Here is a 15597-nt window from a genome sequence, read left to right as displayed (position 1 = left end):
GGAGAGCTTGGACCCTCTCCCGATTGTAAAGCAAAAATGCTTTGCAGGTAACTAAACTGAAACGAGAAGAGACAGATCAATTAAACCCGTATTTCAAATGTATAAAAATTATACTTCTTTATTGCGTAGAGTTTTCTGCGTGCCAAAAAAAATATTACTTGTAATGAAACTCATATTTGTTTTATTGACCGCTATAGGTTTACAGGTGGCAAGTGCCAGCACTTTTGCCCAAGTAAGCTTATCTAAAACCAACGCCAAGTTACAAACCGTACTTACCGAGTTGGAAAAGCAAACGGGTTATAATTTCATTTACAATTCTGGTATGATTGCAAAAATCAACAATGTAAATGTATCGGTTAAAAATGTAAGCTTAACCGAAGCGCTAAACAAAGCCTTAGAAAATCAACCACTAAGCTTTACCCTAAACGGAAACACGGTAGTAATTGTAGAACGCAAACAAAACCAAAAACAATTGCGTGTTAGTGGTACTGTGGTGGATAAAGATAACCTAGCTATTCCAAATGTGTCGGTAAGTATAAAAGGCACTAAAGTGGTAGAGATGACTAATGTAGATGGTAAGTTTACAATTAACGTTCCAGACGCTAACACCGTGTTGGTGTTTAACTTTTTGGGCTTTCAGCCTACCGAGGTTAAAGTAGGTAACCAAACCAACTTAAAAATAGTGCTTAAAGAAAGCGTTGAAGCGCTAAACGAAGTTGTAGTAACTGCATTAGGTATCAAAAGAGAAGAAAAATCTTTAGGTTACTCGGTTACGCAAGTAAAAGGCGAAGAGCTTACCGATGCTTTGTCTAATAACTGGACCGATGCGCTGACTGGAAAAGTAGCAGGTTTAAACATGATTAAATCTGGTGGTGGCCCAGCTGGTTCTAACAAAATTATTCTAAGAGGAGAGAGTTCTTTAAGTGGCGATAACTCTGCATTAATTGTAGTTGATGGCGTTGTGGTAAGCTCAAAAATTTCGGAAGGCAATGGTTCTTACTTAGGAACAGAAAATCCGATAGACCATGGTAACGGTATCAGCGATTTAAACCCCGAAGATATCGAAAGTGTATCGGTACTTAAAGGGCCAGGAGCAGCAGCATTATACGGTTCAAGAGGTTCTAATGGCGCTATTATCATTACCACCAAATCTGGTAAAGAAAATCAAAAAGGTTTAGGTATCACTTTTAATTCTAATGCGGTGTTCGGCACGATCAATCGTTGGCCAGATTTCCAGTACGAGTATGGGCAAGGTGCTATTGGTAGCGATGAATATTATTCTTGGGGCGCTACAGAGGATGGGCCTAACACCAAAAACACAGGTGGTGCTTGGGGACCAAAATTTGATGGGCAAGAATACTACCAATGGGATCCTAATTTGTTAACTAGGGGTAATGAGAGAACACCTTGGAGACCTTACAAAAACAATAGAAAGGATTATTTCGAAGTTTCACAAACTTATACCAACAGCTTATCTGTAAGTGGTGGTAATGCCAAAACAACTGCTCGTTTAAGCTTTACTAATTTAGATAACAAATGGATTGTACCCAACACAGGTTACGCCAGAAATACCATTGCTTTAAACGTGACACAAAAAGTTAACGATAAGTTAATGATATCAACAAAGTTAAGTTACAACAACAAATACAGTGACAATTTACCATTCATCTATTACAACAACCAAACCGTAATGTACAGCATGATTGGCTTGGTACCCAATGCCGATATCAATTGGTACAAACAATATTGGATACCAGGTAGTGAAGGCCTAAAACAGATCAGGCCATTTGCCAACGGATTGGATAACGTTTATTTGGCGGTTTACGAAATGCTAAACAAAAGCAACAGAAACCAATTGATTGGTACCATAAGTGCAAATTATGAGTTTACAAAAAACCTTAACCTTATGGTAAGGAGCTCTATAGATTGGGCCGCAGAATCTAGATCGCAACAAAAGCCTAAAGATGCTGCAAGGTTTCCAGAGGGAATGTTCCGTACGCAAGACATCGATCAACAAGAAACCAATACTGATTTCTTGTTAAACTACAAACATAAAATTGGTAAAGATATCGAAGCTTCTTATTCGGCGGGTGGTTCTTTAATGATGAATAGATACAAAATCGTATCGTTAAGTGCCGATAGGTTAAGATATCCAGGTATTTATACTTTTGCCAATGTGCAAGATAGGGTAGAAGCCAATTCTAGAACTATCGAATATGCCGTAAACAGTTTATATGGTTTGGCGCAGTTTGCCTATAAAAACTATCTTTTTTTAGACTTCACAGGTCGTAACGACTGGGCTTCTGTATTGGCATCAGAATTTTCTACAGAAAATGTATCCTTTTTCTATCCGTCTGTAAATTTAAGTGGTTTGGTATCTGAAATGTTCAGTTTGCCAAAGGCGATCTCGTTTTTTAAGTTAAGGGCTTCTTGGTCGCAGGTTGGCGGTGGCGGGGTTACGCCTTACTTAACTGGATACAATTATATTTCAAAAGCAGTTTACTCATCAGGTATGGCCAATCCAACTTTTATTGCTAATGAAGACCTAAAAAATGAGTTGTCTACTACCTTAGAATTTGGTGCTGATATCCGTTTATTTAAAAGTAGATTAGGTTTAGATGCTACGTATTACAGAAGTAATATCAAAAATCAAATCTTAAATGTGCCTTTAGATAGGGCTACAGGCTATAACTACAGCGTAATGAACTCTGGTTTAGTGCAAAACAAAGGGATAGAATTGGCTTTAAATGGCGTGCCGCTTAAATCTGCAAAAGGGTTAAATTGGGACATGTCGGTAACTTTTGCCGCCAACAGAAACAAAATTGTATCGTTAGCAGACAGCGTTGCTAATTACGTGATGCAAACTGGGCCACGAGGCTCAATGGAAGCAAGGGTAGGTGGACGTATGGGCGATTTGTATGGTACCTATTATTTGCGTAGTCCAGATGGGCAAATCATCTATAACTCACAAGGTTATCCAGAATTAACTACAGAAGCTTTTTACTTAGGTAGAGCAACACCAGATTTTAACTGGGGCGTGGTAAATAACTTCCGCTACAAGCAATGGCGTTTAAAAGTATTGGTAGATGGCCAATACGGTGCAGTAGCTTATTCTCATACCCACGCAGCAGCATCGATTGCAGGTAAATTAACCAACAGCTTGCCAGGAAGATATACTGGTATTATCGGTAAAGGGGTACAACAAAATCCGGATGGAACATTTAGGCCTAACGATGTGGTAGCCGAAGAAATAGGAACATATTACAACGAGCATTTTAATTCGGATAACGTAGAAGCCAATACCTTCAGTACCGATTTTATTAAATTGAGAGAACTGAGGTTAGATTATACCCTAAGTGCTAAGTTTTTGAAGAAAATTAAATTCCAAAAGGCTGTAGTTGGCGTGTACGGCAGAGATTTATTTGTGTGGAGCGATTGGCCAGCATACGACCCAGAGTTTGGAACCTTGGGCAATAGTGACATTCAACGAGGGTTTGAGGTAGGACAGTTTCCTTCTACCAGAAATTTTGGCGTAAACCTCTCATTTACCTTTTAACGAGCAACAGTGATGAAAAAAATTATAGCAGCATTAGCCATTACCGCAAGCTTAGTTTCTTGTACCAAAGATTTTAGTGAACTAAATACAAGCAAAGATGGCGCAAAATTTACTACACCAGAAACTTTATTAGGGCCAGCAGTACACGACGTACTAAAGAGAAACCTAAACAGGTGTTTAAGATTAACACACGAATTGATGCAGGTGCACGTAACCTTAAATGATGGCGACGAGATACACCGTTATGTAATAAGACCACAAGAATCTGATTATATGTGGAACAACTGGTACCTACAGTTAACCAATATTAGAGATATTTATAAAGGAGGCGACGGTATTAATAGCAATGCTTTTATGGGCATTTCTTTAGTGTTAGATGCTTGGGTATCTTCTTTAATTACAGATGTTTATGGAGATGTTCCTTATTTTGATGCCAACAAGGGCAGGGAGGGATTTTTACAGCCCCGTTTCGATAAGCAAAAAGATATTTATGAAGATTTATTCAAAAAGTTGGAGCAAGCTAACGAATTGTTTAAAACAGCTTCGTTAACAGAAACCGAAGCAAAATTAGATCCTATTTATGCCGGAGATTTGGCTAAGTGGAGGAAATTTGGTAACAGTCTTTACTTAAGATTGTTGTTGAGGGCTTCGGGAACGGGAGAGCTTGATATAGCAAACAAAATTACGGAGGTAGTAGATACCAAGAAAACCAACTACCCAATTTTTACCAGCAATAACGATTCTGCCATTTTAAAATTCCAAACTACGGCACCATATCTATCAGAATTTGCCGAATACCGCGATTTAGATTTTTGGGTTAACAACAGCTTGGGCGAATTTTTCATTGATAACCTTAACGAGTGGAACGATCCTCGTCGTGATAAATGGGCTACTAAAAAAGACAATGCTTTTGTGGGCATACAAAGTGGTTATCCGATAGGGCAAGTTCCTGCACCACAATCGCAGTATCACAAGAATTTAATGACAGAGCCATTGCTAGGTAACATCATCAATTATCCAGAGTTGCAATTTATTTTGGCCGAGTGTGCTTTAAAAGGTTACATTCCAGGTGGCGATCCTAAAGCCTATTACGAAGCAGGGGTAACGGCTGCCATTACCATGTGGGGTGTTAGCGTACCAACTGGCTATTTAACAGACTCTAGTGCTCAATGGTATAGCGACGATGATAATGATTTGAAGTTGCAAAAAATAATGCTACAGAAGTATTATACGCTGTTTTTTACCGACTTCCAATCATGGATAGAGCATCGCAGAACTGGCTTTCCGAAGCTGCCGCAAGGTTTCGGTTTGCAAAACGATCGCATTATGCCTACTCGCCTAAAATATCCAGTAAACGTACAAAGGGTAAACCAACAAAACTATTTAGCCGCAGTAGCTAATATGGGTGGCGATGATATGAAAACTAAAGTGTGGTGGAACAAATAGGTTAAATTGAAAATGAAAAATAACATAAAAACATATTTAGCAATAGCTTTTGCAATGCTGTTTGTGGCCTCATGTAAAAAGAACGAAAACGAGGCTATTGGAACAGTAAGTCCGGTGGTAAGTATTCGTTTCGTGAAAGCTTTACACAATGGCGACGACATCAACCTTGTTAAAGAAAAACTAATGGATGCTACCCAAATAGCAGGGTTAGTGATCTCTGATAAAAACAGCGGTAATTTTGATCCCAATGAGTTTGTTTTACAGAATACCAATAAGGGTATTACGGCTGGTTTGGTAATTAAGCTTACTGATGCAAACACCACAATTAATTACGGCGACTCGGTTAAAGTGGAAATAGAAAACTGCGTGTTAACAAGAGAAAGCGGCGTGATGAAGATTAAAGGAGACAACTTAAATCTATCAAAAGTAACAAAGGTGTCTTCAAATAATACACTTAAACCTATTGTGTTAAGTCCAACACAATTATTCTCGCAGTTTTATACCAGAGAAAGTACGTTGATACAGTTAGATAATGTAACCATTCCAGATTTAACTGGAGGCGAAGTTTTTGGAGGCGAGTACAGATTAAGCGAAAATTTAAGTATCTCTTTGTTTTTAAATACAAATAGCAATGCCAATTTCGCTCAAAATTTTGTGCCAATGGTGGCTTCTTTTATCGGTATTCCTACGTATTACAACGCAAGTTCTAATTATTACAACACCGCAAAATTGCTTTTTAAAATGCCTAACGAAGATGCAGTTTTTAACCAAACTGGATCGGTGTATGCGAATTTTCCTGAAGATTTTGAACTGGCACCTGCAAGTACAAAATCACAGTTCTTGATGCCGGCAATAAATAATAAAGTAACTTTTAAAACCGGTACTTGGAAGCTCTATCAAGCGGTAATTGGCGATAGGGTTAACCTTGATAAATTTAATCCTTTAGGTAAACAGGCCATTAGGCTACAAGAGCAACTAACTGAAGCTGCGTATTTAGAAATGGATTTTGATTTACCTAACGGCGCTTCACAATTGACATTTTCTTATGCCGCCGCTACACCACAATCTGGAACAGCAGTAGCTAGTAGTTTTAAACTAGAGTATTCTCAAGATGGTGGCATCACTTGGTTGCAAGTGGGTGCGAAACCCTTACCAGCGACGCTGTGCTTGCAAAAGAGGCATCGTTTGCGCTAAATATTAGCGGTGCTGTTAGGTTTAGAATTAACAAACTAGGCTTAGGACCTAATGGCGCAGTGGTTAAAAATGGTTTACTAAACATAGATGATTTTAAAGTTTTTCAAAATGTCGATTAACACAATTAATTATTTACAGATGAAAAAGATATTATATATTTTGCTGGCCTTTGCACTGGTAATTACTGCCTGCAAAAAAAGCGATTCGGATAGTGCACCTACCAATCCATCTATTTCAAGTATTGTGCCTGCGGTAGCTATGGCCAATCAAAACGTAACTATTAAGGGCAAACGCTTTTCAGCAACGCCAACAGAAAATATCATTAAATTTTCTGGCGTTACCGCCGAGATCGTATCGGCAAGCGAAAGCGAACTAGTGGTTGTGGTACCTGTAAATGGCAGTACCGGCAACGTAACTATTACGGTAAATGGCAAAACCTCTAAAGGCCCAATATTTACCTATGGGGCGTCAGATGCTGCTGCAGAGTTTGAGTACATTACCTCAACGTATGCAGGTTCTGGTGTTGCCGGCAATACTTTGGGTCCGTTACTAGAGGCCCAGTTTTCTACCTTAGAAGGCGTAGCACTTGATGAAAGTACCGGCGATTTAATCTTGGCAGATCGAGGAAATCAAATCATCAAAAGGATTAAGAAAAATGGTACAGAAGTAGAATTGGTTTCGGGTATTAAAGGATCGGGTACTGTAAATGGTACTTTAGATGTAGCTAAGTTTAATAACCCGTACAAAGTGGCTGTGGATAAATTTGGTATCATTTACACAGTAGATAATGGCGGCGCAAGAATTAGAAAAATTGACATAGCAGCAAACTTAGTTTCAACATTTGCTGGGCCTACTGGCGCCACTGTAACTACTGGTTTTCTTGATGGAGCTAGTACTGCTGCCAGATTTAACGTACCAATTGATGCTGTAGTAGACAACAATGGCAACGTGTACGTAGCAGATGCCAACAACAGCGCCATCAGAAAAATTAAACCCGACGGTACGGTAAAGTACTTTGGTGGGTGCTGGCCCATCGCAAAATGCTTTGATAGATGGCTTTTGGCCAAATGTAAGGTTAAACAGGCCATCGGGCATTTGTATAGATAGAGATGGGATGTTGTTAGTTGCCGATAGGTATAACAATGCTATCAGAAAAATTAATCCAAATACTGGAAAAACCACAACTATTGCGGGTACTGGTACTGCTGGTTTTAAAGATGACGAAGCCTTGAAAGCAACGTTTAATCAGCCATTTGGTATACATGCCGATAAGCATAACAACATTTACGTTACCGAGTTAAGCAACAGTGCAGTAAGAATGATTACGCCACAAGGAAGTGTAATTACCATTGCCGGCAACGGTTCTGTTGGCTTTGCCGAGGGTAAACCCGGAGTGTCGCAATTTAATAACCCTACAGATGTTACGGTAGATGATGATGGAAACATCTTTATTGCCGATATGAGCAATAACCGCATTAGAAAAATTGTAAGGGTACCAAAACCTTAAGAAATCAAAAATCACTAGTGGCTAAATTTATTTTAGCCGCTAGTAATTAAAATTGTCAACAAATACTTTCATCCTTAATTTAAGGCAAAGCCATCGCTTTGTCAAAAAAAACAAAATTAAATCTTTAAGCACCACCCAATTGGTGTTGTAAAAAACTAATAGTCTTAAACCAAAAAATAAACATATATGAAAAAACTTTTACTGAAATTAAACAGGTTGTTCCTGTTTACTCTGCTCATACTCTTTGGTATGAAAAGCGCTGCACAAGTAAATATTTCCTTCCCAGAAGTGTTGTTTACCGATATGCAGACCATTGCTAAGGGTGGTTCGTCTAACACCATCATGAACAGGTTAGTTGCCTTGGTAGATAACACGCCTGCTGGTCAAAGTATTCATATCTCTATCTATATGATTAATTACCAACCTTTAATGGATGCGTTGAAAAATGCGGAGGCTAGAGGGGTAAACCTACATATTATTGTAGATATGAGCCGTTCAGATCCGCAAATAACCAATGCCAGCTCTCTGCCTTGGTTACAAACAAATTTGCCAAACTCAGAAATTGTAGTTACAACCAACGACGTTAGTCCAAACGCCATTAACCACCATAAGCAAGCCTTGTTTTCGGGGGTAACTACCACCTCAGGCTTAGTTAGCAATGTTACTTTCCAAACCTCGCATAACTTTACCAATTCTGATATGGGTAAAATTCAGGATGCGCTGGTTTTTAATGAAGCGGATATTTATCAGGCTTTTTTAGCGAATTGGAATGTAATGAAACAAAATGCAGCTTCAGGAATGCGTGTTAATTTTGTATACACCGCACATGATTTTGCTGCAATCAATACTAAATTGGCTTTTTTTCCTCGCATTGTAGCAGGCACACACGATGGGGTTGATAATATTCTTGAAAGCTTAAATGCCATTACTGATGTGGCCAATGCAAAAGTTAGGATAGCTATGTCAGATTGGACAGACTCACGTCCAGCTATTGTAGATAAATTAATTGCTCTACGTAACCAAGGTGCTACTATTGAGGTTTACGCCAAAGATGCTGCCGGTACACAAACCAAAGCTAAACTTAACCAGTTGAAAACTTTAGGTGCCACTGTACGTATCTTTAATCTATCTACAGATGGGCAGGCGGTATTTAATATTCATGCCAAAATGATGCTCATTGAAGGTACTTGGAACGGACAAGCGAATGCCAAAGTTATCCTTACCGGATCGCATAATTATACGGATGCCGCATTAAAAACCAACAACGAAGTTTTAGTTACCTTACTCAATTCTCCGTTATTTAATGCTTACGATACTTACTTCAATTCATTCAATTCCATTACACCAACGTTACAACTGCTCGCTTGGAATTTCAACACTTTAAATACATCAGGTTCTGAGGCAAGTTTCTTATCTACGCATACCACAGGTGGTTTATTTAATGCCACTTTACTTAGAGGAACAGGTTTTAGAGCTAATGGTTTATCAAAAGGCTTGGGTGCTGTGAAAGATGTGGCTAAAAATGCCACCATGAGTACCACTAAAGCTATGGCTATGGCAAACGAAGACTATTTTGAATTTGACCTAAGCACCAAGCCAGGTAAGAAAGTTTCTTTAAATAGCTTAGATTACGTAGTAAGAAGATCATCTACTGCGGCACCAAAAACTGGCGCTTGGATGTACGTAGTAGAAGAAAATGGCGTTAAAGGCGAACCTCAGGCAATCACTACTACCGATATTACTTTTACCAACGGACCTACGCTAAATGCAGGTTTTCAACAAGCTCCTGTTGATTTGTCGCAGGTTGCAGCCTTACAAAATATCCCCTTTGGTAAAAAAGTGTATTTACGCCTGTACTTTTGGGGAGCCACTACGTCAACATCTACTTTTGGTTTAGGGCCTTATGGGGTAAATAACAGCAATAGCGTTGTGTTAAACGGCGATGTTGCCGAAGACGAAACCAGCTGAGAAAGTAATGTTAGCTTGGCAATTTGCTACTTCTAACAGCGGCAGCAATTCGGCGGGTAACGAGCTTTCTTATGCGGCTAATACTACGGTTGGCGTAGAAAATACTGCCATTGCCCGCGGTGCAGGTTTAAAGAAATACGATTTGGTAAGAGGTTTTTCATCGGTACCAGAAGTGTTAACGCCAGATAAACAAGCGGCAATTGATGGCAATAGTTACCTAGAATTTAAGTTAAAACCGAAAGCCAATTACAAACTAGATTTAACTAAACTGTATGCCCGAATGAGAAGAAGTGCCAATGGGGGGACAAAATCTGCTTTTAGGTGGATGTACAGTTTAGATGGTACCAACTTTACCGCATTAGGCACTACTGATGATGAATTTGTAAATAACTATACCGAAGGAATAGACCAACCAACGATAGATTTAGCAACCGTAACCGAATTGCAGCAGCTACAAAGCAATCAAGAAGTTACTTTTAGATTATACGTTTGGGGTTTTACCGCTGGTGTGGGTAGTGGTACTTTCGCTATAGGTAGGTCTAGAAATGGTTTCGATGATGCTTTGTTCATCACTGGCACGGCTACTTATATTGATCCTTTACCAGTAGAACTTACCAAGTTTGAAGCAAAAAAAACAAATAATACGGTAGTTCTATGGTGGGCAACGGCTTCAGAGCAAAACAATAGCCACTTCGAAGTGCTAAAATCTATTGACGGCAGCAACTGGAACAATTTAGCTCGTGTAAATGGGGTAGGCAATAGCAATGTTATTCGTAATTATATAACAACAGATGGTAAGCCAAACCTAGGCAGTAACTATTATCAACTAAAGCAAGTAGATTTCGATGGTAAAACAACCTTATCTAAGGTAATTGCTGTAGATTTTACCTTAACCGAAACAACAAAAGTTTGGGCCAACTACAAATCGCAGTTGCTTACCATTAACGTAAATGGTTTTGCCAAAGGCGATGCAAAAATAACTGTTTATGACATTACTGGTAAATTATTGGCCAGTGCCAACACATTTTTCGAAGCAGGTAGTAACCAAGTTGTACTTCCAGCAAATTTGCAAAACGGAGTACATGTGTTGCTAGTGGCTACGCACAAAGAAAAAGAAGCCGTCAAAATTTTTATCCAAAATTAAATGAGGCAAATTAAACAGCAGCATTGGCTACTGGCTACTTTATTTTTACTGTTTGCTTGCAAGCACGATGTTGTAAACCAACCCAGCCAGCAAAATCCAGTAATCAATCCGGTTGTTACCGAAGAAAACACAATTAAATCCGTTCTCATTAAAAAGACTACCCTTATCGGGAGGGTAGTTCTTTTTCAAGAAAATGAGTTGGTAAAAGGAGTTACGGCAATAAAGTTGGCTTATGTAGATCAAAAAGATTTGCCAATGGTGCTGTTTTTCTTCAAGGTTGATTTAAACCAAAAACAACTGGTTTTAAAACCCTTAACCCCTAACGGAAGCACCAAATACGCCATGCAAAGTGTGCCAGATATGATAAATACCAACACATTTGCAGGACTAAAAATAGTAGGTGCCGTAAACTCCGATTTTTTTAACACCACTACCGGCGAGCCTCGAAGCATTGTTTACCTCAACGGAAATGCGGTAAGAACCATCTTGCCCGAAATTAGAAGTTACTTTGGGCTAACGCAAAGCGGAAAACCACTAATTGGCGATTATTCGATATTTGCCCAACAAAAAACTACCATTTTCGATGCACTTGGAGGCTACCACCGATTAGTTAAGCAAGGTTTGCCCATCAAACAAACAGATGTTAGCATACATCCACGTACGGCAGTAGGCTTTACGGCAACTAATTTAGTTTATTTTTTAGTAGCCGATGGACGCAGCCCAAATTATGCTAATGGATTAACATTGGCACAATTAACCGAAATAATGACGGCATTAGAGGTAAAAGAAGCCATTAATTTAGATGGGGGCGGTTCTTCTACTTTTGTAGTTAACCTCCCAAAAACCGAAGTGCAAAATAAACCTTCTGATGGCAGCCCTAGAAAGGTGGCCAATGGCTGGGCAATTTGCGTTAAAAACTAATTTTCTAAGGATTAAAATTGGCTGTTGAAGTAAAAAATAATCGCCAAGCATTGATAAATATTAAAGCATGAACAGAAGAAATTTATTAAAGACTTTAAGCATCACTTTAGGGTCTAGCATGATTACTGCCAAGGTAATAGGTCAATTAGCAGACGACAAATTTGTGTTTGATATTGGCACTGCCAAGAAATACGAGCCTATTGAGAAAGCCATAACGGTGGTTACTATTGGTGGCGGAAACCGCGGTACTGTATATGGTACTTACGCTGCAAATAATCCCGATGAAATGAAAATTATTGGTGTAGCAGAGCCAGATCAGTACCGAAATGAAAAGTACGCAACCCAACATAAAATAGAACCTCAAAATAGATTTAATACTTGGGAAGAGGTTTTTGAGCGACCAAAATTTGCCGATGCAGTAATTATATCAACACCAGACAATCTGCATTTTGCTCCCTGCATGAAAGCCCTAGAAATGGGCTACGATGTGCTGCTAGAAAAACCAATAGCACCAACCGAAAAAGAATGTAGGGCAATTTTGGCAATGGCTAAAAAGACTGGTCGTATTGTGGCGGTTTGTCATGTACTAAGATATGCGCCATATTTTGTTAAAATGAGAGAATTAATTACCAAAGGTGCCATAGGCGAAGTGGTAAGTGTACAACACCTAGAGCCTATTGAGCATTTGCACATGGCGCATTCTTACGTGCGTGGAAATTGGCATAACTCTAAAACCACTACACCTATTATTTTAGCAAAATCTTGCCACGATTTGGATATTGTAAGATGGGTAATTGATAAGCCTAGCCAGCGCATTGTGGCTATGGGTAACCTAAAGTGGTTCTGTAGCGAAAATGCACCAAAAGGTAGTACGGCAAGATGTACTGACGGCTGTGCAGTTGAAAAAGAGTGCCCATACTCGGCAATAAGGCATTATCATGACGAGCGAAAAAGACTAAGCTACTTGGATATTCCACTTAAAAACATCAGTAAAGAGGAGCAAGGTAAGTTGATTTTAGATAAGCTGAAAACCAGTAATTATGGCCGTTGTGTCTATAAAATGGATAATGACCAACCAGATCACTACGTAACGAGTATTCAATTTGCTGATGGAGTTACTGCAAGCTTGTCAATGGAGGCATTTACTTCTTATGCTGGGCGTAGAACCCGTGTAATGGGCGCCATGGGCGATTTGGTAGGAGATATGGACGAACTGGTTTACACCGACTTTAAAACGGGGAAGAAAACTACTTTTGTACCTAAGGCAGTAGATGTAGAGGGTTATAAAAATGCAGGCCATGGCGGTGGCGATATGCTGATGGTAAAAGACTTTGTACAAGCGGTGGCTACACAAAATCCTAGCTTACTTTCTTCGGATATTAGCGTTTCTATTGAAAGCCACGTAATGGGCTTTATGGCCGAAAAGAGTAGAAAAAGTAATAAAGTGGTTGATATTAAACTTTAATAAAAATGCAAAAATTAAAAATTGGCTTAGCCGCTGCGCTAATGGCTTTTGCGCTAGGTTCATGTAAAACTTATCAGCAAGGTTATGGTAAAAATAATTCTGAAGTAGATTTGTTAGAAAAAGCAGATTGGAAGATAGATACATTGAGAAAAGACGTAATTTGGTACCAGTATTCTTCTACAACTAATCCAGAATTTGCCTACCAAAATGTGAATGTGGTTAGTTTTAATCCAAAAGCCAAACTTGGTAATGCAGTGTTAGCTTACGAAAAAGAGAAAGATTCGCTTTCGGTTTTTGCTAGTAAAATTCCTGGTGCACTTGCTGGCATAAACGCCACTTATTTTATAGAGAAGAAAGACTCGGCAGATTATATGCACTTGCGTTTAAAAGGAAAAGATTTACAGCAGGTTAAAGTGCCAAAATCTAGTATCTATTGGTGGAAACATCAAGGCATGATGACTTTTAACAACGAAGGAACGCAATTTGATATCCAATTCTCTCCAGAAAATTTTGCTTCGGTAAAGTCAGAAAACATTATTACCGGTGCACCAATGCTAATTGCTGATTACAAACCCGTAGGTTTAAGCTTTGCCGATACCAGCGGCTTAAAATTAGATCTTAAAAAACTGCATTACGAGCATTACTTGAAGCACCAAGGCGTTCGCCATCCGCGTACAGCTGTTGCGGTTACCAAAACAGGGAAGTTGCTCTTAATTACCGTTGATGGTAGAAATGCAGCAGCCAAAGGGATGTCGGCCAAAGAGCTAACGCAGTTCTTGGTGCGCTATTTCAATCCAAAATCGGCCATGAACATTGATGGCGGCGGCTCTACCATGATGTGGATTAAAGGACAAGTGCCCAACGGGATTGTAAACTATCCAACAGATAACAAAAAGTTTGATCACTACGGACAGCGCCAAGTAGAAACAGCCTTGTTTATTAAGTAGTAAACCTTTATAATCTTTAACCAATGTGTAATTTTAAAAAATATAAGCTTCAAATCTTTACCCTTATTGGAGTATTGTTGTTTTCGTTTTCGGCTTTTGCGCAAAACAAGCATAAAATTGGGTTTTCTATCGGCGCAAACGCACTCACTAAAAAGAAACTGCAACAAATTAGCGATGCCGGCATTGATTGTATAGAAACGGGGCTTACCGCCTACATCAACAAAGATTCGCTAACGTTTACTTTGCCCGAGGCCGATATGATGAAGAAAATGCGGGAGATTAAACAGGCCGCTAATGAAACGGGTGTAGAAATTTGGTCAATCCACATGCCTTATGGCAAAGAAATTGATATTTCCTTTTTAGAGGGAGCTCGTCGACAAAAAGTAATTGCATTTCATCAACAAGTGTTAAAGTATGTGGCCATTTTAAAGCCTAAGGTAATTTTATTTCATCCTAGCTATTATTTGGCGCTAAACCAAAGGGAAATGCGTATCCAGCAATTGGTAAAATCAGTACAAGAACTAAATAAAGCTGTAAAGGCAATTAAAGCTGTAATGGTGGTAGAAAATATGCTGGGGCCTGCATTATTGGTAAGCAAAGGAAACCAAGAAAGGCCATTGTTAAGAACAGTAGAGGAGTGCCTTTCGATATTTAAGCTGTTGCCCGATGATGTTTATGCGGCGGTAGACCTCAATCACATTGCTAAACCAGAGCAACTATTATTAGCTTTAGGTAGTAGGGTAAAAACACTACACGTAGCCGATGGCGATGGTAAGGCAGAAAGACATTACTTCCCATGCGATGGTAAAGGAGAAAATGATTGGAAAGCCATTTTTAAAGCTTTGCAAACTATCAATTACAAAGGCCCTTTTATGTACGAGAGCAATACCAAAGAGCTTGTTGGTTATCGAGCGTGTTATAACGAGCTATCTGCTTTGTAGCGCTGTGTGAATATAGCTTTCGAGCAATTAAAGCAGCAATCAGATTATTGTCGAGATATCAGGCTTTAGAATTTAGCCTAATGAAATAGATTAAACTTAAGAAGCCTTTCTGTTAATCGCAGAAAGGCTTTTTGAATTAAAAAGCCCTGCGCTGTGGCAAGGCTGCTGTTACTTTATTAAACTTTTTTAGGAGGCAAATCAAAGGCAATTGCCTCATGTTCAAAATGGCCATTGTGCGAGCCATCGCAAAAAGGTTTGTTTTTAGAAAGGCCACAGCGGCAAATCGAAAGAACTTCTCTTCCTTGTAAACCATAAACGTTCCCGTTTCTATCTACAATTTCGAAATCTCCCTCTATTTTAACCGAACCGTTATTGTTAATGGTAAGTTTTGTTTTAGACATGATATTTTGTTTGTGTGCGGCAAAACTAAGTCAACAGAATTGATTTACCTAAACAGATTACAGTTTAGAAACGTTCCGATTAAATTTGAATGAACTGCTAAAAACGT

Annotated in this window: 12 protein-coding genes; 11 read left to right on the top strand and 1 reads right to left on the bottom strand. The window is 39.0% G+C overall.

Annotation, left to right across the window (positions count from 1 at the left end; genetic code table 11):
* Positions 1-163: 163 nt before the first annotated feature.
* From OVA16_RS16000 to OVA16_RS15950, 11 genes are all read left to right on the top strand, one after another.
* Positions 164-3556 (top strand): SusC/RagA family TonB-linked outer membrane protein, encoded by a 3393-nt coding sequence (locus OVA16_RS16000; protein ID WP_267761446.1) that lies wholly within the window; start codon positions 164-166, stop codon positions 3554-3556.
* A gap of 12 nt (positions 3557-3568) precedes the next feature.
* The gene (locus tag OVA16_RS15995) at positions 3569-5002 is read left to right on the top strand and encodes a SusD/RagB family nutrient-binding outer membrane lipoprotein (RefSeq protein WP_267761443.1); all 1434 of its coding nucleotides are present in this window, start codon (positions 3569-3571) and stop codon (positions 5000-5002) included.
* A gap of 12 nt (positions 5003-5014) precedes the next feature.
* Positions 5015-6196 (top strand): DUF5689 domain-containing protein, encoded by a 1182-nt coding sequence (locus OVA16_RS15990; RefSeq protein WP_267761441.1) that lies wholly within the window; start codon positions 5015-5017, stop codon positions 6194-6196.
* Positions 6197-6334: 138 nt separating this feature from the next.
* Positions 6335-7303: an IPT/TIG domain-containing protein gene (locus OVA16_RS15985; protein WP_267761439.1), complete on the top strand. Its 969-nt coding sequence runs from the start codon at positions 6335-6337 to the stop codon at positions 7301-7303.
* A complete protein-coding gene (locus OVA16_RS15980) occupies positions 7215-7703 on the top strand; it encodes a hypothetical protein (RefSeq protein WP_267761437.1) in 489 nt (162 codons plus the stop codon). Before OVA16_RS15985 ends, OVA16_RS15980 begins: the two co-directional genes overlap by 89 nt.
* Positions 7704-7889: 186 nt before the next feature.
* The gene (locus OVA16_RS15975) at positions 7890-9671 is read left to right on the top strand and encodes a phospholipase D-like domain-containing protein (RefSeq protein WP_267761434.1); all 1782 of its coding nucleotides are present in this window, start codon (positions 7890-7892) and stop codon (positions 9669-9671) included.
* Positions 9646-10815: a hypothetical protein gene (locus tag OVA16_RS15970; protein ID WP_267761431.1), complete on the top strand. Its 1170-nt coding sequence runs from the start codon at positions 9646-9648 to the stop codon at positions 10813-10815. The genes OVA16_RS15975 and OVA16_RS15970 overlap by 26 nt, the downstream gene beginning before the upstream one ends.
* On the top strand, positions 10816-11736 hold the full coding sequence (locus OVA16_RS15965; protein ID WP_267761429.1) for a phosphodiester glycosidase family protein: 921 nt from the start codon (positions 10816-10818) through the stop codon (positions 11734-11736). It begins immediately after the preceding gene.
* A gap of 67 nt (positions 11737-11803) precedes the next feature.
* Complete coding sequence (locus tag OVA16_RS15960; RefSeq protein ID WP_267761427.1) at positions 11804-13201, top strand: Gfo/Idh/MocA family protein; 1398 nt, start codon at positions 11804-11806, stop codon at positions 13199-13201.
* A 5-nt stretch (positions 13202-13206) separates the two neighbouring features.
* Positions 13207-14148 (top strand): phosphodiester glycosidase family protein, encoded by a 942-nt coding sequence (locus tag OVA16_RS15955; protein WP_267761423.1) that lies wholly within the window; start codon positions 13207-13209, stop codon positions 14146-14148.
* A 23-nt stretch (positions 14149-14171) separates the two neighbouring features.
* Positions 14172-15089, top strand: a complete 918-nt coding sequence (locus OVA16_RS15950; RefSeq protein ID WP_267761421.1) for a sugar phosphate isomerase/epimerase family protein — start codon at positions 14172-14174, stop codon at positions 15087-15089.
* 176 nt (positions 15090-15265) lie between these two features.
* Here OVA16_RS15950 and OVA16_RS15945 read toward each other — a convergent pair whose 3' ends face one another.
* On the bottom strand, positions 15266-15490 hold the full coding sequence (locus OVA16_RS15945; protein ID WP_267761419.1) for a CDGSH iron-sulfur domain-containing protein: 225 nt from the start codon (positions 15488-15490) through the stop codon (positions 15266-15268).
* Positions 15491-15597: the final 107 nt, after the last annotated feature.

It is taken from the genome of Pedobacter sp. SL55, from assembly GCF_026625705.1.
Taxonomy (GTDB): Bacteria; Bacteroidota; Bacteroidia; order Sphingobacteriales; family Sphingobacteriaceae; genus Pedobacter.
Note: the sequence above shows the minus strand (reverse complement) of the source record. Positions and strands in the feature narration are given on the sequence as shown.